The organism is Cryobacterium sp. Y62 (genome assembly GCF_002929785.1).
Taxonomy (GTDB): Bacteria; Actinomycetota; Actinomycetes; order Actinomycetales; family Microbacteriaceae; genus Cryobacterium.
The window spans coordinates 139,147-159,333 of the sequence record NZ_PJJK01000118.1; the positions used below are offsets into that span (position 1 = coordinate 139,147).

Below are 20,187 nucleotides of genomic sequence, written 5' to 3' on the forward strand. Positions count from 1 at the left end.
CTTTTCTTTTACTTATCAATAAGTAAATAACTGGTTTCGTTTGGGCAAATTTGCTATCGTGGCACTGCTATGACGAATCCAGACCGCCCTCATTTTGTTGCCGACGAGACCATCGCAAGGCAGTCCAGCACCCTCACCGACGGTCGCGATCTGGTCTATTTCGATGACCCCGACACCACGCTGCCACCCGAACGGGCCGTCGATCTGCGGGCGCCCACCGAGCGCGCGGCGACCGCGACCATGCGTCAGGACCCGCTCACCGGCGAGTGGGTCTCCATCGCCGCCAACCGCCAAAACCGCGTGTTCCTGCCACCAGCGACGCGAGACCCGCTGGCACCGCAATCCCCCGGCAATGCCTCCGAGATTCCGAGCAATTACGACGTGGCCGTGTTCGAGAACAAGTCTCCGTCCTTTGGTCCGCTGCTGGCGGAGGCTCCCATCGATCTGGCCGATCTCGACCGCATCGGCATCGGTCGCACGCGACAGTCCGTTGGCCGTTGCGAGGTCGTCTGCTTCAGCCCCGAGAATGAAGGATCCTTCGCGAGCCTGTCGGTGACTCGAGCACGCACCGTCATCGAGGCCTGGGCCGAACGCACCCACGTGCTGTCGCAGCTGCCGGGCATTGAACAAGTGTTCCCGTTTGAGAATAGAGGCGAACAGATCGGGGTGACCCTGCGGCATCCGCACGGTCAGATCTACTCGTATCCCTATATCACCCCCAGAACGCAGCGTCTCGCCGACTCACTCGAGCGTTATGGCCCCACCCTGTTCGCTGACATTCTGGCGAGCGAACAAGCCAGCGACCGGGTGATTCTTCGCGGCGAACACTGGACCGCGTTCGTGCCGTTCGCCGCTCGCTGGCCCATTGAAGTGCATATGCTTCCGCACCGCCAGGTACCCGACTTTGCCGAAACCACCCTCGCCGAACGCGACGAGCTGGCCGTGTTGTACCGTCGGCTGCTGCGCGGCATCGACGCGATCTACTCGACCCCGACTCCTTATATCGCCGCCTGGCATCAGGCCCCTGTGCGGGCGCATCGGGCGGACATCCGTCTGATGCTGCAGCTGACCAGTCCGAGGCGCGCCGAAGACAAGCTCAAGTTTCTGGCTGGCTCGGAGGCAGCGATGGGTGCCTGGATCGGCGATGTCACTCCAGAGGATGCCGCCACCACGATTCGCGCGGCCGTTGCGCGCGCCGCCGAAGCGGACTCAGTCGCCGTTTCAGCGGGGACACCGTCGTGACCGCGGCCGTCAACGCCCTGGATCGCGCGGCCGAGAAAGGCTTCGCCAGTCGCTTCGATCGCCCAGCGACGGGCCTGTGGTCGGCGCCCGGTCGAGTGAATCTGATCGGCGAGCACACCGATTACAACGACGGTTTCGTGCTGCCGCTCGCCATCGACCGGCGCACCATCGTTGCCCTGGCGACGAGGACCGACCGGGTCATTCGGGTGGCCAGTTCCTTCGCCGACGAGACCGTCGAGGTTTCCCTCGACGAGTTGATTCCCGAGAACCTCAACGGCTGGTCGGCTTACCCGCTCGGTGTGGCCTGGGCGCTGGGGCAGTTCGGAGCCGACCTCGCGGTCGTGGCGGGGTTCGATGTCTATGTGGACTCCGAGGTGCCGGTCGGGGCCGGACTTTCCTCATCGGCCGCGCTCGAATGCTCTGTCGCGGTAGCCCTCAACGATGTTTGGGGACTGAACCTCGATCGGCCGACCCTGGCCCGGGTCGGGCAGCTCGCGGAAAACCGGGTCGTGGGCGCCCCAACCGGCATCATGGACCAGTCGGCGTCGCTGCTGGGCCAGGTCGACGCGGCCGTGTTTCTAGACTGCCGCAGCCTCGCGGCCGAGGTGATCTCGCTCGGGCTCAACCCGGCCGGCCTGGAGCTGCTGATCATCGACACAAAGGTCAGCCACTCGCACGCAACGGGCGGTTACGCCGCGCGCCGCGCATCCTGTGAGTCCGGCGCCCGCATCATGGGGGTGCCCGCCCTGCGCGACCTCAGCGTCGATGATCTTCCCCGAGCGGAGGCGCTGCTCGACGACGAAACTTTTCGCCGGGTGCGCCACATCGTCACCGAGAATCAGCGCGTACTCGACACCGTGCAAACCCTGCGCGTGAGCGGATGCGCCGCAATCGGTGACCTGCTCGATGCCTCGCACCTGTCGATGCGCGACGACTTCGAGATTTCAGCGCCTGAGCTCGATCTCGCCGTGGTCACCGCACGCGCGGCCGGCGCGATCGGTGCGCGCATGACCGGTGGTGGTTTCGGCGGCGCGGCCATCGCCCTGACCCCGACCGAACTCGTGCCGGCCGTGCAAGCCGCCGTTCTCGCCGCCTTCACCACCCACGGCTTTGCATCCCCCGACCTGTTCGTGGTGCATGCTGCCGATGGGGCCGCCCGCGACGGAAGTCCGCTCAACTAGCGGAACGAACGCGGCGCTCCCGGGGCGCCGCGCTGCTGTCGCGCACCACCAGTTCCGGCTGGATGACCGGGATCAGCTCCGCGGGCTCGCCAGCCATCAGCCGAAGCACGCGCTCTACCGCCAGCCGGCCGACCTCGTTGAAGTCGAGCCGAACGGTCGTAAGGCTAGGTTGAAAATAGCGGGCCTCACTCATATCGTCGAAGCCGACGACGCTCACGTCGCCGGGCACGTCGATCCCTCGTTCGGTGAGGGCTTTGATGACACCGAGCGCCATCGCGTCGTTGGCCACCAGGACCGCGGTGATCGTGGGATCCTCGGCAATGGCTATCCCAGCCCGGTAGCCGGAATCGGCCGTCCAATCCTCGGTGCGGAACTCGGGATTGACCGTTCGATGGCGCAGCGCGAGTTCGGACAGCCATCCGGCGCGCCGTGCCTCCGAAGCCATCCAGCCGGGTGGCCCGCCAACGTGCCAGACCGTGTCGTGCCCCAGATCGAGCAGGTGCCGGGTAGCCAGCTGTGCGCCCAGCGCATCGTCCATCGACACCGCCGTCGAACTCGCGGGTGAACCCTGCTCGAATCGCACGATCGCTACCTCAGGTTCCAGCCCCCGCAACACCGGGGCGGCGGCCGTCATCGGCGCGAGCACGATGATCCCGTCCACCGCATCGGCGACGAGCGTGTCGAGCGCGGTACGAATGCCGGCCGAGTCGACCCGGGGAATGGTCACCAGGCTGGTCGCATAGCCGTTGCGCCGCGCCTCCTCGGCAATACCGAAGAGCACCAGGGCGGAACCGTGGACCGGAAGGGAATGGGAGACCACGCCTAAATTCATGGATCGGTTCGTGGCAAGGGCGCGTGCGGCCCAATTGCGGTTGTACCGCAACTGCGCAATGGCCCGTTCGACCCGTTCTCGCACTTCGGCGCCGACGTTGCTGTGTCCGTTGACGACCCGGGAGACGGTTTGTTGTGACACCCCGGCGAGTTTCGCAACGTCGGTCATGCGCACGCTCTGGCCGCGCGGCCGAGGCTCCCTGGCCATGCGACTCCTCTCGTCCGAGGTGACAACCCCGATCACTCCATGTTAGCGCACCATAAATGGTGACATAAGGGCCCGAAAACCAAGCCGAACAGTCATCAGACTGGTTTCCAATCAGTGCAACCCGGGCAGAAATTGCTAATAAACAAGAAGCAGTAGTGCGCTAACATTTAGTCATCGTGATCGGTCATCGACAGCGAGTATCTCGCAAACGTGACCCGTCGCATCCGCATGCCGCCAAGGGAGTCGATCAGTGAGCACGACCGCAGAGCAATCGCGCGCAGACCAACCAGCCGGGACCGAGTCCTACGTCATCGGCATCGATTACGGAACACTGTCCGGCCGCGCGGTCGTCGTGCGAGTCTCGGACGGTGCCGAACTCGGCTCGGCCGTGCTCGACTATCCTCACGCGGTCATGGACACCACCCTCGCGACCACGGGCACGAAGCTGCCCCCGGAGTGGGCCCTGCAGGTTCCGCAGGACTATGTCGCCGTGCTGAAGAGCGCCGTTCCGGCTGCGGTCGTCAGTGCGGGAATCGACCCGGCCCGGGTCATCGGCATCGGCACCGACTTCACCGCCTGCACGATGGTACCGGTTATCGCCGACGGCACCCCACTCAACGAACTGCCGGAGTACGCCGACCGACCGCACGCCTACGTCAAGCTGTGGAAGCACCATTCTGCGCAGTCTCAGGCCGACCGCATCAACGATCTCGCTTTCGAGCGCGACGAAAGCTGGCTGCCCCGCTACGGTGGGCTCATTTCCAGCGAATGGGAATTCGCTAAGGGATTGCAGCTGCTCGAGGAAGATCCTGAGTTGTACGAGCGCATGGACCACTGGGTCGAGGCCGCCGACTGGATCGTCTGGCAGCTCACCGGCCGGTATGTGCGCAACGCCTGCACCGCCGGCTACAAGGGAATCCTGCAGGACGGCGAGTACCCGAGTGAGGAGTTTCTCCGGGCGCTCAATCCGGCCTTTTCACGGTTCGCTCTCGACAAGGTGACCTATGAGATCGGCCAACTGGGAGCATCCGCCGGCACCCTCACGGCCGAAGCGGCGGCCTGGACAGGACTGCCCGAGGGTATCCACGTCAGCGTCGGCAACGTCGATGCGCACGTCACGGCACCGGCCGCGCGCGCCGTGAACCCGGGCCAAATGGTGGCCATCATGGGCACAAGCACCTGCCACGTCATGAATTCGGATCGACTCGCCGAGGTACCCGGCATGTGCGGCGTCGTTGACGGTGGCATCGTCTCCGGGCTGTACGGCTACGAAGCCGGCCAGTCCGGCGTGGGCGACATCTTCGCCTGGTACGTCAACAATCAGGTTCCCGAACGGTACTTTGCCGCGGCGGAGGCTGCAGGCCTGAGCGTGCACCAGCATCTGACCGAACTGATCAAGGACCAGCCGGTCGGCGGGCACGGCCTGATCGCCCTCGACTGGCACAGCGGCAACCGTTCGGTACTCGTGGACCATGAACTCTCCGGGCTCGTGCTCGGCACGACCCTCACCACCCGCCCGGAGGAGATCTACCGCGCCCTGCTCGAAGCCACGGCGTTTGGCGCCCGCACCATCGTGGAAACCTTCAACGCCAGCGGAGTGCCGGTGACCGAGTTCATCGTGGCCGGCGGACTGCTCAAGAATGCGTTCCTGATGCAGACCTACAGTGACATTCTGCGGATGCCCATCTCCACGATTGACAGCGAGCAGGGGCCTGCACTCGGCTCCGCCATCCACGCCGCCGTGGCCGCCGGCGCGTATCCGGACGTGCGCGCCGCGGGAGAGGCCATGGGCAAGCTCAACCAGAACGTGTACACGCCCAATGCCGAGTCGGCCACGGCCTACGACCAGCTCTTCGCCGAGTATTCCCTGCTGCACGACTATTTCGGCCGCGGGGCAAACGACGTCATGCACCGGCTCAAGGCGCTCAAACGCGATGCCGGCGCGGCGGCGTGACCACCAGCTACCCCGCCGCGATCACCTCACACTTCAACCGTTAGCACCTCAAGGAGCACTCGACCAATGCCTTCTCTCACTACGAACCTCGACCATGTAGAAGTCTGGTTTCTCACTGGAAGCCAGAACCTCTATGGCGAACAGACGCTGCGACAGGTCGCCGACCAGTCCAAGGCCATCGCCGATGCACTCGGCGCGAGCAGCAACATCCCGGTGAAAATCGTCTGGAAGCCGGTTCTCAAGGACTCCGAATCGATCCGCCGGGCGGCGCTCGACGCGAACTCCGACGACTCGGTGATCGGCTTGATCGCCTGGATGCACACCTTCTCGCCCGCGAAGATGTGGATCTCCGGGCTCGACGCTCTGACCAAACCGCTGCTGCACCTGCACACTCAGGCCAACGTCGAGCTGCCCTGGAGCGAGATCGACTTCGACTTCATGAACCTCAACCAAGCCGCCCACGGCGACCGTGAGTTCGGCTACATCCAGACCCGGCTCGGGGTATCCCGCAAGACCGTCGTTGGCCACGTCTCCAACCCGGCCGTGACTCGTACCATCGGTACCTGGACCCGCGCTGCCGCCGGTTGGGCTACGAGCCGCAGCATGAAACTCGCCCGCTTCGGCGACAACATGCGTTACGTCGCCGTCACCGAGGGTGACAAGACCGAGGCCGAATTGCGCTTCGGCGTGCAGGTGAACACCTGGCCGGTCAATGAGCTCGCGGAGGCCGTGCACGCAGCGACGGATGCCGAGATCACCGCCCTGATCGCCGAATACGAAGAGCGCTACGACGTCGTTCCCGAATTGCAAACCGGCGGCGAACGGCACGAGTCGCTCCGCTACGGCGCCGCGATCGAGATCGGGCTCAAATCCTTTCTCGAGGCCGGCGGCTTCAGCGCTTTCACCACGAGCTTCGAAGACCTCGGCGCGCTCCGCCAGCTGCCCGGTCTCGCCGTGCAACGACTGATGGAGCAGGGCTACGGCTTCGCCGGGGAGGGCGACTGGAAGACGGCCATCCTCGTGCGGGTAGCCAACGTGATGGGCGCCGGTCTTCCCGGCGGCGCGAGCCTCATGGAGGACTACACCTACGACCTCACTCCCGGGGCCGAACTCATCCTCGGCGCCCACATGCTGGAAGTCAACCCGGCGTTGTCGGCCGAGAAGCCGACCCTCGAGATCCATCCGCTCGGCATCGGTGGCCGCGAGGACCCCGTGCGCCTCGTCTTCAACGCTGCCCCCGGCCCCGCAGTCGTCGTCGCGATGAGCGACATGCGCGACCGATTCCGACTCATCGCGAACCTCGTCGAGGTCGTCGCTCCCACCGAGGCACTCCCGAAACTCCCGGTCGGCCGCGCCGTCTGGCGTCCGGAACCCGACTTCGCCACCTCAGCCGCAGCTTGGCTGACCGCCGGCGCCGCCCACCACACCGTCATGTCGACGGCCGTCGGCATCGAGGCCTTCCAGGACTTCGCCGAGATCGCGCGCACGGAGCTCCTCGTGATCGACAAGTCGACCACCCTGCGCGACTTCATCCGCGAGGTGCGATGGAACCAGGCCTACTACCGGCTGGCGCAGGGCATCTGATCCCACTGGCCGAGTTCGGTCTCGAACTCGGCCGCCTGCTCACCACAGGGGCTCGCCGCACCTTGCTGGCCCGCCGCCTCGGTGCCTCCCTCCCCCGGGCTAGGCTGGCGCGTATGACTGCTGAGTGCGCCGCCCGAATCATCGTCCTGCCCAACACGCCTGCCCCGAGCATCGCCGAGAGCGCATTCGTCGCTCCCGGCGCGGTGATCGTGGGTAATGTCACCCTCGCCGGCCGAGCCAGCGTCTGGTACAACTCCGTGCTGCGCGCCGAACTCGAGCCGATCACGATCGGGGCCGGCTCAAACCTGCAGGACAACGTCTCCTGCCACGTCGACACCGACTTTCCGCTCACCCTCGGCACCGGCGTCTCGGTCGGTCACGGCGCCGTGTTGCACGGCTGCACGATCGAAGACAACGTGCTGGTGGGCATGGCCGCGACCATTCTGAACGGCGCCATCATCGGCACTGGATCCCTCGTCGCTGCCGGTGCCGTCGTGCTCGGCGGCACCATAGTGCCGCCCGGATCCCTCGTGGCCGGCGTTCCCGCCAAGGTTCGACGCCCGCTCACCGACGACGAGATCGACAGCATCCGTCACAATGCACAGAACTATCTGGAGCACACCGAGCTGCACCGTTCCGCCCTCGCCCAGCCGTAGCGCCACTGGGACCACTGGAAGCGCTGGAAGCGCTGGATATTTAACCGGCTGAGCTTCGCATTCCGGTGGCTAATTCAGGAAATCTGCGGCTGTACCGCGCCCCGCGCCCGAATTCGTGCGGGTGGAGTCACTCGGGTGCCGGTGATTTCCTGAATACGCCACGGGATCCCGTGGAGTCACCGCGCTTCGGACCGTTCAAGCGGACTGGAACCATCCAGCTAGCGGTGGTCTCGTTCATAACTGCAGAGATTCCTGTGCGGAACCGGCGAGAACGCCTATTTTCGGGCCATCCGTCGAAAATCTCCGTCGATAGAGCCGCCGCTACGCCAGCAGCGACTGCTCGGCGGCCTTGACCACGTTCGACAGCAGCATGGCGCGGGTCATCGGTCCGACGCCGCGCGGGTTCGGCGACAGGTGCCCGGCGACGACGGCAACATCGGGATGCACGTCGCCGGTCAGCCGGCCCTTGCCGGTGAGCGGGTCCTGCACGCGGGTGATCCCCACGTCGAGCACTGCGGCGCCCGGCTTGATCCAGTCGGCCTGAATCAGGTGCGGCACGCCAACGGCGGCCACGACGATATCGGCACGGCGTACCTCATCGGCGAGGTCGACCGTACGCGAGTGGGTCAGGGTGACCGTCGCGTCGAGGCCCTTGCGGGTGAACAGCAGGCCAAGCGGTCGACCGACGGTCAGGCCACGGCCCACCACGACGACCTTCTGACCCACGATCGGCACGTCGTAGCGTCGCAGCAGTTCGACGATGCCGGCCGGAGTGCACGGCAGCGGGGAGCGTAGCTCGCCCTCAATACCGAGCACGAGGCGGCCCAGGTTGGTCGGGTGCAGCCCGTCGGCGTCCTTGGCAGGGTCGATCAGTTCGAGCATGGCGTTCTCGTTGTGACCCACCGGAAGCGGCAGCTGAATGATGTAGCCGGTCACTTCGCGGCTGTTGTTGAGATCCTTGATGGCGGCACGCACGTCGGCGCTGGTCGCCGAGCCCGGCAGGTCGATGCGAATCGATTCGATACCGACCTCGGCGCAGTCGCTGTGCTTGCCGGCGACATAGGTCTGTGAGCCGGGGTCGTTGCCGACGAGCAGGGTGGCGAGTCCGGGCACGATACCGTGCGCGCGCAGGTCCACGATGCGATCGCGAAGCTCAGCCTTGATGTCGGATGCGGTCTTGACTCCGTCGAGTGTGATTGCCGTCATTCTGGTTCCCTACTGTTGTGGTTCAGGTCAGTGCTATCGTCCAGGTCACTCGGTCGGGGCTCGGCCCGGAGCGCAGGCCAGTTATAACGCGGGCCCAGATCACGGGCTTCAAACCAAGGTGCGGCAGAAGTAGATCGCACAGTTCACTCGCAGGCAAGCACGAGAAGGCGGATGCTGCCGGCCAGACCGGCCAGCAGCATCCGTTCTCGAAAGAGCTACTGCTCCAGCCCGGAGTACAGCGGGAACGCCTGCGTGAGCACGCTGACGCGGGTGCGGAGCGCTGTAATGTCGGCGCCGGGCTTGAGGGCCGCGGCGATGACATCGGCAACCTCGGTGAACTCGGCATCTCCGAATCCGCGGGTGGCCAGGGCCGGCGTACCGATACGCAGGCCCGAAGTGACCATCGGCGGGCGCGGGTCGAACGGAACTGAGTTGCGGTTCACCGTAATGCCCACCTCGTGCAGGGCATCCTCGGCCTGCTGGCCGTTAATCTCGGAGTGGCGCAGGTCGGCGAGCACGAGGTGCACGTCGGTTCCGCCGGTGAGTACATCGATGCCGTGCTCACGCGAGTCGTCAGCGGTCAGGCGTTCGGCGAGGATTCGGGCACCGCGCAGGGTGCGCTCCTGACGTTCCTTGAACTCGGGCTCGGCAGCGAGCTTGAACGCAGTCGCCTTGGCGGCGATTACGTGCATGAGCGGGCCGCCCTGCTGGCCGGGGAACACGTTGGAATTGAGCTTTTTGGCCAGGGTCATATCCCGCGAGAGGATGAAGCCCGAGCGCGGGCCGGCGAGGGTCTTGTGCACGGTGCTCGACACGACGTCGGCGTAGGGCACTGGCGAGGGGTGCAGGCCGGCGGCGACGAGTCCGGCGAAGTGGGCCATGTCCACCCAGAGCAGCGCACCGACCTCGTCGGCGATGGCGCGGAAGGCCTCAAAGTCGAGGTGACGCGGGTAGGCCGACCAGCCGGCGATGATGACCTTCGGCTTGTGCTCGATGGCTGTGTCGCGCACGACGTTCATGTCGACGCGGAAGGTCTCCGGGTCAACGCCGTACGCCACCGGGTTGTACAGCTTGCCCGAGAAGTTGAGCTTCATGCCGTGGGTGAGGTGGCCGCCGTGGGACAGCTCGAGGCCGAGGATGGTGTCACCGGGGGTGGCGATGGCCGAGAGGACCGCGGCGTTCGCGGTAGCACCGGAGTGCGGCTGCACGTTCGCGTAGGCGGCTCCGAACAGGCTCTTTGCCCGGTCGATGGCGAGCTGCTCGGCGACGTCGACATACTCGCAACCGCCGTAGTATCGGCGCCCCGGGTAGCCTTCGGCGTACTTGTTGGTGAGCACGGAACCCTGCGACTGCAGCACTGCGCGCGGAACGAAGTTCTCGCTCGCGATCATTTCGAGGTAGTCGCGCTGGCGGCCGAGCTCCTGCTCGAGCACGGCGGCGATCTCGGGGTCAACGACCGAGAGCGGTTCGTTGAAAGTCGACTGCACTGCGTAATTTGACTGCATAGTGGTGGCGGAATCAGGCACGGAGTTCTCCTCTTATATGGATGTTGCGGCCCAGGCGTGCGGCCACTAACCGTGTCAGTCGCTCCCCGATGGTGACCCATCTTCGTGCTACGCCAGTTGCGACTCCGCCAGCCTATCAGCGGATGCCGCCGCGTGCGTCTTTTCGCGGCGCCGCGCCTCAGGCCGGCGCGACCCCGGTCGTCGCGGCACTCGCTGGCTCGGCCTCATGTCGTCGCGGTACTCGGTAGCGACGCCGGTACCCCCAGCTAGGGCGCCCCGATCTCTAGCAAGCGCCGCGAGCCGGGCGAGCTGGCCAGGCGACCGCGCCGCGCAACCGGATCAGCGGGCAGCGCGGCGATCGCGCAACTCGTCAACGATAAGCAGGTCGGGGCGCAGGTGCTCGGTCTCATAGGCGGCCCGGCCCACCAGGTGCGCGGCCATCGGCGCGGTCAGCGCTTGAAACACCACGATGGCGACCACGAGAGTGACGGTGCCGACGGAGAAATTGTTGATCGCGACATCCGCTGTCACGGTCATGAGCCCGAAGATCTGCGGCTTGGTCGCGGCATGCAGGCGCGACAGAACGTCGGGAAAGCGAATCAGCCCGATTCCGGCCGCGAGGCACATCGCGGCCCCGGCGAGCACTAGAATCGCCGTCAGCATGTCGTGCAGTACGGCGCTCATGCGCTGTCCCGAGCTGGCAGAAAGCGGGCGACGCTGAGGGAGCCGAGCACCGCGAACAGCGCCAGAACGAGCAGCACCGGCAGGGTATCGGTGTGCCGGTTGAGAGCCATCTCCGCGGCCAGGGCACAAATGATCGTCGCGACCAGCACGTCGGAGGCAATGACCCGGTCCAGCACGCTCGGGCCGACGACGATGCGGTACACGGCCAGGAGCGCACCGACGCCGAACATGATCGACGCAACGACGGCCACAATCTGCAACATCATGATGGTTCCTTTCCGTTCATTCGCTGGGCGCGCCGATCTACGGGCCGCACCCCGCGCAGCCGTTCAACGTCTTCGCGCGAGCCGAAACCGCGCACGATGCGCCGCTCGGTGTCGAGCACTCGGCGGCGAAAACTTTCGATATCGCGAGCGCTCTGCATATTGAGCACGTGCAGGTAGAGGATCGACGATTCCCGGTCGATATCGACCACGATCGAGCCGGGAACGATCGATGTGGCCACGGCGGTCCAGGTGAGAATGAGGTCGCTGCGGGTGCGCAGTCGAATCGCGAGGATTGCGTTCGACGTGACCAGCCGCGGCTTCACGGCAAGCCAGGACACGTCGATCGAGGCGCGCACAATGTCCAGGATCAGTCGTACGAAGAATACGACGGCGTCCAACGGATGCAGCCGCCCACTCAGCTGCACCGGAACCAGATAGAACGCCACGGTAACGACGATGCCAACGACGAGCCCGACGAGCAGGTTGAGCCAGGAGAACTCGCCCCAGAGCAGCATCCACAGCACGATCAGGGCGATCAGCGGCGGAATCTGGTTGCCGACTGCTTCGAGGCGTTCGCGCGGCGAGGTCACTTCGCGCCCCCCACAAAGTTGGTGCCGACGTTGCTGTCTTCGATTGAGCCGGTGCCGTTCGGGAACACGGCATCAATGTAGGTCGACGGCGAGCTGATATTGGCGGCAGCTCGGGTGGTCAGGTCGAAGATCGGCCCGGCGAACACCGTCAGCCCCAGGGTCAGCACGAGCATAGAGATGGTCGCGCCGACCATGAGCGGCGAGATCGTCTTCTTCTGCACGAGCCCAGCGTCCTGCGGGTCTTCCACGAGCTGCGCCGACATCGACGAGGTGTAGTCCTTCACCTGTTTCTTCGGCCTCCAGAACGCCAGGTTCCAGGCCCGGGCGAGGGCGTAGAGGGTCAGCAGCGAGGTGAGCGCGCCGACCCCGATCAGCACGTAGATGAGCGGGTCGGCCACGATTGTGCCGGCCTGAAACAGGGCGATCTTGCCGAGAAAACCGGAGAAGGGTGGGATTCCGCCGAGGTTGAGCATGCCGAGAAAGAACAAAATGGCCACGAGCGGCGACGATTTCAGCAGCCCGCCGAGTCGCGACAGCGACGTGGTTCCGCCGACCCGATCGATCAGCCCGGCTGCCAGAAACAGGGTTGTTTGCACCGTGATGTGGTGCACGACGTAGAAGATGGTCGCGGCGATGGCGAGCGGAGTGCCGATCGCGATGCCGAACAGCATGTAGCCGATGTGGCTGACCAGGGTGAACGAGAGCAGCCGTTTGATGTCGGCCTGGGCGAGCGCGCCCAAAATGCCCACCAGCAGGGTCAGCGCGGCGACGACCATGAGCGGCGTCGCGAACTGGTTGTCCGGAAAGAACAGGGTCTGGGTGCGCAGAATCGCGTAGACACCGACCTTGGTGAGTAGCCCGGCGAACACCGCGGTAACCGGCGCTGGCGCGGTGGGGTAGGAGTCCGGCAGCCAGAATGACATCGGAAATACGGCCGCTTTCACCCCGAAGGCGAGCAGCAGCAACAGACCGAGAATCAGCTGAATATCGGCGGGGAGGTCGGGCATCCGTTCAGCGATCAGGGCGAGGGTGACCGTGCCGGTGGCGCCGTAGATGAGGGCGATCGCACTGAGGAACAGCAGGGACGACACCAGGCTCACCACGATATAGGTGATGCCCACCCGAATGCGCGCGCCGGTGCCGCCGAGGGTCAGCAGCACGTAGCTGGCCGAGAGCAACATCTCGAAGCCGACATACATGGTGAAAAGGTCACCGGCCACGAAGGCGTTGAACAATCCAGCGGCCAGTACGAGATAAGTCGGGTGAAAGATCGAGACCGGCGTTTCGGTATGACCGTCGATGATGCCCTGGCCGACCGCGAACAGCAGCACGCCGAGCAGCATGAGCGCCGAGATGAGCAGCATGATCGCCGACAGCCGGTCGACGACGAGCACAATGCCCCACGGCGCGTCCCAACCGCCGACCTGCACCACGGCTGGTCCGAACCGGTCGACCAGTACGAGCAGCACGGCACTCATCACGGTCGCCGCGGTGAGGCTGAGAACGCTCACGATGACTTGCAGGCGTCGGCGCTGGCCGAGCATCAGCGCGATCGCCGCACCGAGCAACGGCAGGCAGACAATCAGGGGAACGAGGGCGGTCATCGCGCGTTCCTCTCATCTGAAGCGGATGCGCCGGCGCGGCCGGCAGCATCCGTTTTCGACGTGTCTTCATCACTGGTGGCGCCGTCGCCGCGCTCAAACTCGTCGATGGACTCGGCAATCGCGTCGTCATCGTCGGAGGAGGAACGGAAGGTGGCGTCGGCGTCGCCTGCGCTTTCGGTGGCGTGCTCATCGGTGAGGGTGTCGCCCTCGTCGCCGAGCTGGGCCAGCCACCAGGACCGGTAGATGAGGGCGAGCAGCAGCGCGGTGATGCCGAAGTTGATCACGATCGCGGTGAGCATGAGCACCTGCGGAATCGGGTCGACCATGTCCTGAACGCTCGTGCCGGTGACGATCGGCGAGCTGCCGGGGCGTCCGCTCATGATGAAAATGAGCAGGTTGGTGGCGTTGCCGACCAGCAGAAAGCCGATCAGCACCCGGGTCAGGCTGCGTTCGAGCATCACGTAGACGCCGGCCGCGTACATAACAGCCATGACGATGACGAGGGTGAGGGAGGCGCTCATCGGACGACCTCCTTGGGAGTTGCCGTGGATGCGGCCTCGAGAGCGGTGTGCGGCCGCGGCCCGATCTCGTCATTCTCACTCTGCCGATCGATCTCACTGCCGAGACTGCGCAAGATGTCGTAGGTGAGGCCGATAACGACGAGGTAGACGCCGATGTCGAAGATGGTCGAGGTGCCAAACGACAGGTCGCCGAGAACGGGCACCGTGGCGGTGAAGTAGGCCGATTCAAGCGGGATTCCGTCGAAGAACAGCGAGACGACGGCCATGCCCACGGCGAGGATGACGCCGAGCCCGAGAATCTTGCCCGGGTCGATCGGGGCGGCTTCGCTGAGTTCGTAGCGCCCCCCGGCAAGGTAGCGGGCCACGAGGGCAAGGCCCGCGAGCAGCCCGCCGGCGAAACCGCCGCCGGGCAGGTTGTGGCCGGCGAAGAGCAGGTAGATCGACACGATCATGGCCGGATGGAACAGCAACCGCACGAGCACTTCGATCAGGATCGACCGGTTGCGCGGGTCGTTCTTGCGCCCAGCAAGCAGGAACGCCTGCCGGGTGACGGCATGCCCGTCGCTGGACAGCTCCGGGTCGGCCACGACGCGGCGTCGGTTGGCGCCCGAGCGCAGGCTGCGGGATTCCTTCAGGCGCGGCACGACCGAGTTCCGGCCGGAGACGAACAGCAGGCTCGCGACGCCGGTCGCGACGACGATGAGCACGGACACCTCGCCCATGGTGTCCCAGGCGCGAATGTCGACGAGCATCACGTTGACGATATTGTCACCGTGCCCATCGTCGACCGAGAGGCGCGGCAGTGCGCCGGCGATGCTCGCAAAGTCGCGGGCGCCGAGCGCGATGAAACCGATCGTGCCCATGACCAGGCCGACTAGGCTGCCGATCAGCAGGCGGCGTTTGCGGCGCACCGGTTTGTTGTGCTGGGCGATGTTCGCCGGTAGGCGGCGCAGCACGAGCACGAAGATCACGAGCGTGATCGATTCGACCAAGGCTTGGGTGAGAGCGAGGTCGGGCGCTCCATGAAAGGCGAACAGGGCGACGAGGCCGTAGCCGGTGACGCCGGCGAGAATGACCGCGGTCATCCGCTGCCCGACCCGAGCCGCCATCACCGCGCAAATGGACATGATCAGGGCAATCAATACCTGGCCGGGGTAGTCCCAGAGCACGATCGTTCCGGGCCAGGTGCGGTTGACGAACGCCGCGAAGCCGAGGGCGACCACGAACACGCTGAGAATCGTACCGAGATACTGCGGCAGCCCGCCCTGCTGGGCGAAGTGGGTGACCCGGGCGGCGACGCGATCCACGCCGCGGATGGCTTTGCCGTAGCCGCGGCCGGCGTCGATGTAGTCGGGCACCTTCGCCTGCAATTTCGACACTCCCCGGCGCGCCCGGAACAGCAGCGCACCGAGAAGCAGAACGACGGCGCTCAGGTACAGGGCCGGTTCAAACCCGTGCCAAAGCGCGAGATGGTAGGGCGGCTCGGTGACGCTGCCCGCGCCCGGCACGGTGTCGGCGTAGGGCGTGAGCAGCGGGTCGAGCAGCGAGGCGAACAGGCCGAGGCCGATCGTCGCGACGGTGAGCACGCCGGGCGCGAGCAGGGTGTCCCAAGGGCTCGCGTGCAGCACAGTGTTCGGCTGTTTCTTGCGCGTTCCAAACGCACCCCAGAAGAAACGGATGCTGTAAGCCACCGTCAGCACGGATCCAACGGCCGTGCCGATCAGGGCCGCGTAGCCCCAGCCGGATCCCCCGACGCCGGCGTCGAGCAGCGAGGTGAACACGGCTTCCTTGGCGACGAAACCGAACAGCGGGGGCAGCCCGGCCATTGACGCGACGGCGACGAGCGCAATCACCGCGAGCGTCGGGGCGCTGTGGCCGACACCACTGAGTTTGCGCCAGTCCCGGGTGCCGGCGCGGTGGTCGATAACGCCGACGACGAGAAAGAGGGTGGCCTTGTAGAGGGCGTGCGCGAGCAGCAAGGCGGCCCCGGCGAGTGCGGTGTCGCGGGTATTGAATCCGATCGCGATCATGAGAAAGCCGAGCTGGCTGACCGTGCCGTAGGCGAGCAGCAGCTTGAGGTCGTACTGACGCAGCGCGCGCCAGGCCCCGACCACCATGGTCCAGACGCCCAGGGTGACGAGCACCGGTAGCCAACCGTCGCTGTCGGCGTAGCCGGGAGCAAGCCGGGCGACGATATAGATGCCGGCCTTGACCATGGCGGCGGCGTGCAGATAGGCGCTGACCGGGGTGGGCGCGGCCATCGCGGCGGGCAGCCAGAAGTGGAACGGCACGAGTGCACTCTTGGAGAGCGCCCCGATCAGGATGAGCAGAATCGCCCAGCTGCCCATCGTGCTGGTCACCGGGTTGGCCACGATGTAAGCCAGGCTCGTGGTGCCGGAAGCGACCGAGATCATCACGACGCCCACGAGCATGACCAGGCCGCCGAAGGTCGTCACGATCAGGGCTTGCAGGGCGGCGCCGCGACTCTCCCGTTTATGGGTGTAATGCCCGATCAGCAGGTAGGAGAGCACGCTGGTGATCTCCCAGAACATGAACATGATCACCAGATCATCTGCGGTGACCAGGCCGTACATGGTGCCGGCGAAGGCCAGCAGCAGCGCGGCGAACCGGCCGAGACTCGGTTCGTCGTCGGTGAAGTAACGCGCGCAATAGACCAGCACGAGGGCACCGACGCCGGTGACCACGAGGGCGAGCAGCCAGGCCAGGGTATCGACCCGAAAAGAGAGGCTGATGCCGAGCTGCGGAATCCATGGGATCGACTGGGTCACGGCCCCGCCGGCGGTGACCGTGGCGGTCTGGGTGAGCGTGTACGCGAACGCTCCGGCCGGCAGCAGGGCGATGAGGTAGAAGACGCGGGTACCGAGGTGCCGGGTGAGCCACGGCGTGAGCACCGAAAGAACGACAAACGCGAGGAGGAATTGAATCATGCGGCCTCCAGGCTTGTCAGGTCGGGGTGTGGGGGTCTAGTTTACCCGCCGACAGGTGTCACCCTGACGGGCTGTCGCTCAGGAGTATCCTGCGGCCGAGCGCGCGGGACCGCGGGGTAGGGTTGCGCTATCCCCCCGGTCGACGTTGCCCGCCGCCAGAAGCGCGCGAGTGTACAGTTTCCGGCCATTTCCCGTGCCACGAAGCTTTCTGCGTGACCGGCCAGCGAAATCGAGTTTCGTTTTGAGCCCCACCCGCGGCCAGCAGCCCTTCCCCACGCCCGCACCGAACTCCTCGTCCTCGGAACCGCACGGTCACCACGACCACGCGAACCCGTCGGAGGAGACGCCGTTCGAGCACATCGAAGACGCTTTGGGCGTTCACGAGGATGACGCCCTGCATAAGGGACTCAAGTCTCGCCACGTGCAGATGATCGCCATTGGCGGTGCCATCGGCACCGGATTGTTCCTCGGTGCGGGCGGACGCCTTGCCAGCGCAGGTCCCGCCCTGGTGTTCATCTATGCGATCTGCGGCTTCTTCGCTTTTCTCATTCTGCGAGCGCTCGGCGAACTGGTGCTGCACCGCCCGAGCTCCGGCTCCTTCGTGTCGTACGCGCGCGAATTCTTCGGCGAGAAGACGGCCTTCGTGACTGGCTGGTTGTACTGGCTCAACTGGGCCATGACGGCGATCGTCGACGTGACCGCTGTCGCGTTGTACATGAACTTCTTCGCGACCTACTGGGCACCGTTCGGTGCGGTGCCGCAGTGGCTGTACGCCCTCGCCGCGCTCGCGCTGGTCATGTTCCTCAACCTGCTCTCGGTCAAGGTTTTCGGCGAGATGGAATTCTGGTTCGCGCTGATCAAGGTGCTCGCGATCGTGGCCTTTCTCCTCGTCGGAACCTGGATGGTGATCTTCGGCACTCCCCTCGACGGGGCCACGGCCGGCTTTGCGCTGATCGGCGAAAACGGAGGCTGGTTGCCGAACGGGCTGATCGCATCCGTTTTGGTCGTGCAGGGCGTGGTGTTCGCGTACGCCTCAATCGAACTCGTCGGCACCACCGCTGGCGAGACGAAGAATCCCGAGAAGGTCATGCCGAAGGCGATCAATACGGTCATCATTCGCATCGCCGTGTTCTACGTCGGATCGATTCTGCTGCTCTCACTGTTGCTGCCGTATACGGCCTACCAGGCCGGCGAGAGCCCCTTCGTCACGTTTTTCGGTACGATCGGGGTCGACGGTGTTGACGTGATCATGAACCTCGTCGTGCTCACTGCGGCGCTGTCGTCGCTCAACGCCGGGTTATATTCCACCGGACGCATACTTCGGTCGATGTCCCTTGCCGGATCAGCGCCGCGCTTCGCGGGCAGGATCAGCCGCACCGGGGTGCCGTTCGGCGGCATCCTGCTGACCGGGGTCGTGACGCTGCTCGGTGTGGCGCTCAACGCCATCGTGCCCGATGAGGCTTTCGAGATCGTGCTGAACATGGCCGCGATCGGCATCGTCAGCGCCTGGGGAATGATCGTGCTCTGCCAGCTGCGGCTGCAGGCCTGGGCCAAACGGGGCATCCTGGTGCGTCCGGTTTTCCGCATGCCGTGGGCGCCGTACTCCGGCTATGTCACGCTCGTGTTCCTGGTCGGTGTGCTCGTGCTGATGGCGTTCGACTGGCCGGTCGGTACGCTCACGATCGGCTCGCTCGTGCTCATTATTCCGGGGCTCATGGTCGGGTGGTATGCCTGCCGTAGCCGCATTATCGAGATCGCGGCCGCCCGCGACGGCTTCACCGGCCGCGTACCCGTCGTCGCCAACCGTCCGCTCTCCGACCATCCGCGCAACTAGCTGCATGGAGTCTGACGGTTAGGCGCTCAGGCGCGGGCGCGGCGCTGGGTCATGCGGTCGGTGACGATCACCAGCGCGAGGGCGACAACCAGCAGTCCTACATAGATGATCGGCACCAGTTCGAGGCCGACGCTCTCGATCAGCAACGCTCCAAGTAGTGCACCACCGCCAATTCCAGCGTTGAAAGCGGTCGTGTAGAAGGCACTTGCAGTATCGCGGATTTCGGGGGATGCGACGTGCAACATCCGGGTCTGCATGAGCGGGGGGAGCATACCGAACGCCATTCCCCAAAGCACGAACGCGGCGATCGCGAGGGGAAGGGTTGCCGTGAACATCGCCAGGATACTCACGCTAAGGGCGCTCATGGCCAGGCCCAGGATCAGACCAAGGCTCGGGCGCGGGCCGAAAACAGTGCCGACCAGCAGCAGTCCGATTGCGCCGGCGACGCCGTAGGCGAAGAGCAGCGGGGCCACGAAACCGAGGTCGACGCCGAGCCCATCGAGCAGGAACGGCGCGATGTAGGTGTAGAAGCTGTAGTGGCCGATCATGGTGATGCCGGTGATGATGCAGATCAGCACCACCGCAGGCACCGTGGCGTCGCGCGAAGTTTTCGTGGCCGACTTCTTCGCAGTGGATGCCGGTGCGCCGGTTGAATACCGCGCCACCGGTGGTAGAAATTTCCAGACCAGGACCGCGCCGACGAGCATCAGCCCGGCGAGGACAACGAAGGAGAGCCGCCAGCCGACCAGGTGGCCGCCCGCCGTGCCGAGCGGCACACCGAAGACGAAGGCGAGCGTGCCGCCAGCGACCGTGATGGAGACGGCGCGACCGATCTGCGCTTTAGGCACGAGGTGCCCGGCGTAGGCACCAACCACCGACCAGAACAGGCCGTGGGCGACGCCGCCGAGCACCCGCGCCGCGACGACGAACTCGTAGGTCGGTGCGATGGCGGTGAGAATATTGCTCACCGCGAAGATCACCAGCACGACGATGATCAGGTCGTGCCGCGGGAATCGTCGGGTCCAGATGGCGACCGGTGCGCTCGTGAGCACAACCGTGAACGCGAACCACGACACCAGGAGGCCGATCTGCGACTGCGCAACATTCAGGCTACGGCTCATTTCGGGGAGCAGGCCGGTCGGCAACATTTCGCTGGTGACCGAGAGGAACACTGCGGCAGACAGGGTGATCAACCCGACCCACGGGAAGGGAGGGTCGACCCGGCCGGAGCGGGTGGGGGCAATGACCGGGTTCGACCCGGTGGGCAAGAAAATACTGGCGGTGTTGGTCATGACTGCATTCGAAGCTGGGGAGACGAGGTCGACCGGTGGAACCATTCACACCGAGGCCGAAGCTACTCGACTGCGCGCCGA

At 65.5% G+C, this 20,187-nt stretch carries 16 protein-coding genes and 1 riboswitch; of the genes, 6 read left to right on the forward strand and 10 right to left on the reverse strand.

Translation table 11 applies throughout. From position 1 onward, the window contains the following. The first annotated feature begins 69 nt into the window (after nt 1-69). Together galT and galK are read left to right on the forward strand one after the other, a co-directional pair. The gene (gene galT, locus CXY71_RS17255; RefSeq protein WP_104138249.1) at nt 70-1,242 is read left to right on the forward strand and encodes a galactose-1-phosphate uridylyltransferase; all 1,173 of its coding nucleotides are present in this window, start codon (nt 70-72) and stop codon (nt 1,240-1,242) included. A 17-nt stretch (nt 1,243-1,259) separates the two neighbouring features. Then, the gene (galK, locus tag CXY71_RS17260; protein ID WP_104138378.1) at nt 1,260-2,423 is read left to right on the forward strand and encodes a galactokinase; all 1,164 of its coding nucleotides are present in this window, start codon (nt 1,260-1,262) and stop codon (nt 2,421-2,423) included. Here galK and CXY71_RS17265 read toward each other — a convergent pair. After that, nucleotides 2,416-3,462: a LacI family DNA-binding transcriptional regulator gene (locus CXY71_RS17265; protein WP_233198318.1), complete on the reverse strand. Its 1,047-nt coding sequence runs from the start codon at nt 3,460-3,462 to the stop codon at nt 2,416-2,418. The two genes, galK and CXY71_RS17265, sit on opposite strands and share 8 nt — an antisense overlap. A gap of 250 nt (nt 3,463-3,712) precedes the next feature. Here CXY71_RS17265 and araB point away from each other — a divergent pair, with 250 nt between their 5' ends. The 3 genes from araB to CXY71_RS17280 all read left to right on the forward strand — a co-directional run bounded on the left by araB (nt 3,713) and on the right by CXY71_RS17280 (nt 7,656). Then, nucleotides 3,713-5,416 carry a ribulokinase gene (gene araB, locus CXY71_RS17270; RefSeq protein ID WP_104138252.1) on the forward strand — a complete coding sequence of 568 codons (1,704 nt, stop codon included), beginning with the start codon at nt 3,713-3,715 and terminating at the stop codon, nt 5,414-5,416. A 66-nt stretch (nt 5,417-5,482) separates the two neighbouring features. Further along, nucleotides 5,483-7,000, forward strand: a complete 1,518-nt coding sequence (araA, locus tag CXY71_RS17275; protein WP_104138254.1) for an L-arabinose isomerase — start codon at nt 5,483-5,485, stop codon at nt 6,998-7,000. A gap of 113 nt (nt 7,001-7,113) precedes the next feature. Beyond that, nucleotides 7,114-7,656 carry a gamma carbonic anhydrase family protein gene (locus CXY71_RS17280; protein ID WP_104138257.1) on the forward strand — a complete coding sequence of 181 codons (543 nt, stop codon included), beginning with the start codon at nt 7,114-7,116 and terminating at the stop codon, nt 7,654-7,656. 321 nt (nt 7,657-7,977) lie between these two features. On the opposite strand, the gene CXY71_RS17285 is transcribed toward CXY71_RS17280, so the two are convergent. The 8 genes from CXY71_RS17285 to CXY71_RS17320 all read right to left on the reverse strand — a co-directional run bounded on the left by CXY71_RS17285 (nt 7,978) and on the right by CXY71_RS17320 (nt 16,980). Then, on the reverse strand, nt 7,978-8,862 hold the full coding sequence (locus CXY71_RS17285; RefSeq protein WP_104138260.1) for a bifunctional methylenetetrahydrofolate dehydrogenase/methenyltetrahydrofolate cyclohydrolase: 885 nt from the start codon (nt 8,860-8,862) through the stop codon (nt 7,978-7,980). Between the two features lie 215 nt (nt 8,863-9,077). Further along, on the reverse strand, nt 9,078-10,367 hold the full coding sequence (gene glyA, locus CXY71_RS17290; RefSeq protein ID WP_104138263.1) for a serine hydroxymethyltransferase: 1,290 nt from the start codon (nt 10,365-10,367) through the stop codon (nt 9,078-9,080). Between the two features lie 42 nt (nt 10,368-10,409). Beyond that, nucleotides 10,410-10,498: riboswitch (ZMP/ZTP riboswitch) on the reverse strand. Between the two features lie 208 nt (nt 10,499-10,706). Next, nucleotides 10,707-11,051 (reverse strand): monovalent cation/H(+) antiporter subunit G, encoded by a 345-nt coding sequence (gene mnhG / locus CXY71_RS17295; protein ID WP_104138266.1) that lies wholly within the window; start codon nt 11,049-11,051, stop codon nt 10,707-10,709. Then, nucleotides 11,048-11,317 (reverse strand): monovalent cation/H+ antiporter complex subunit F, encoded by a 270-nt coding sequence (locus tag CXY71_RS17300; protein WP_233198317.1) that lies wholly within the window; start codon nt 11,315-11,317, stop codon nt 11,048-11,050. The genes mnhG and CXY71_RS17300 overlap by 4 nt, the downstream gene beginning before the upstream one ends. Next, a complete protein-coding gene (locus tag CXY71_RS17305) occupies nt 11,314-11,907 on the reverse strand; it encodes a Na+/H+ antiporter subunit E (protein ID WP_104138271.1) in 594 nt (197 codons plus the stop codon). The genes CXY71_RS17300 and CXY71_RS17305 overlap by 4 nt, the downstream gene beginning before the upstream one ends. Then, nucleotides 11,904-13,511: a Na+/H+ antiporter subunit D gene (locus tag CXY71_RS17310; protein WP_104138275.1), complete on the reverse strand. Its 1,608-nt coding sequence runs from the start codon at nt 13,509-13,511 to the stop codon at nt 11,904-11,906. The genes CXY71_RS17305 and CXY71_RS17310 overlap by 4 nt, the downstream gene beginning before the upstream one ends. Continuing rightward, nucleotides 13,508-14,032, reverse strand: coding sequence for a sodium:proton antiporter (locus CXY71_RS17315; RefSeq protein ID WP_104138279.1), 525 nt, complete (start codon nt 14,030-14,032; stop codon nt 13,508-13,510). The genes CXY71_RS17310 and CXY71_RS17315 overlap by 4 nt, the downstream gene beginning before the upstream one ends. Next, nucleotides 14,029-16,980: a Na+/H+ antiporter subunit A gene (locus CXY71_RS17320; protein ID WP_104138282.1), complete on the reverse strand. Its 2,952-nt coding sequence runs from the start codon at nt 16,978-16,980 to the stop codon at nt 14,029-14,031. The genes CXY71_RS17315 and CXY71_RS17320 overlap by 4 nt, the downstream gene beginning before the upstream one ends. 358 nt (nt 16,981-17,338) lie before the next feature. Between CXY71_RS17320 and CXY71_RS17325 the strand changes: the two genes are divergently transcribed. Then, nucleotides 17,339-18,814 (forward strand): amino acid permease, encoded by a 1,476-nt coding sequence (locus CXY71_RS17325; RefSeq protein WP_233204707.1) that lies wholly within the window; start codon nt 17,339-17,341, stop codon nt 18,812-18,814. A 26-nt stretch (nt 18,815-18,840) separates the two neighbouring features. Here the strand turns inward: CXY71_RS17325 and CXY71_RS17330 are convergent, their stop codons facing one another. Further along, nucleotides 18,841-20,106 carry an MFS transporter gene (locus CXY71_RS17330; RefSeq protein WP_104138387.1) on the reverse strand — a complete coding sequence of 422 codons (1,266 nt, stop codon included), beginning with the start codon at nt 20,104-20,106 and terminating at the stop codon, nt 18,841-18,843. Nucleotides 20,107-20,187 lie beyond the last annotated feature (81 nt).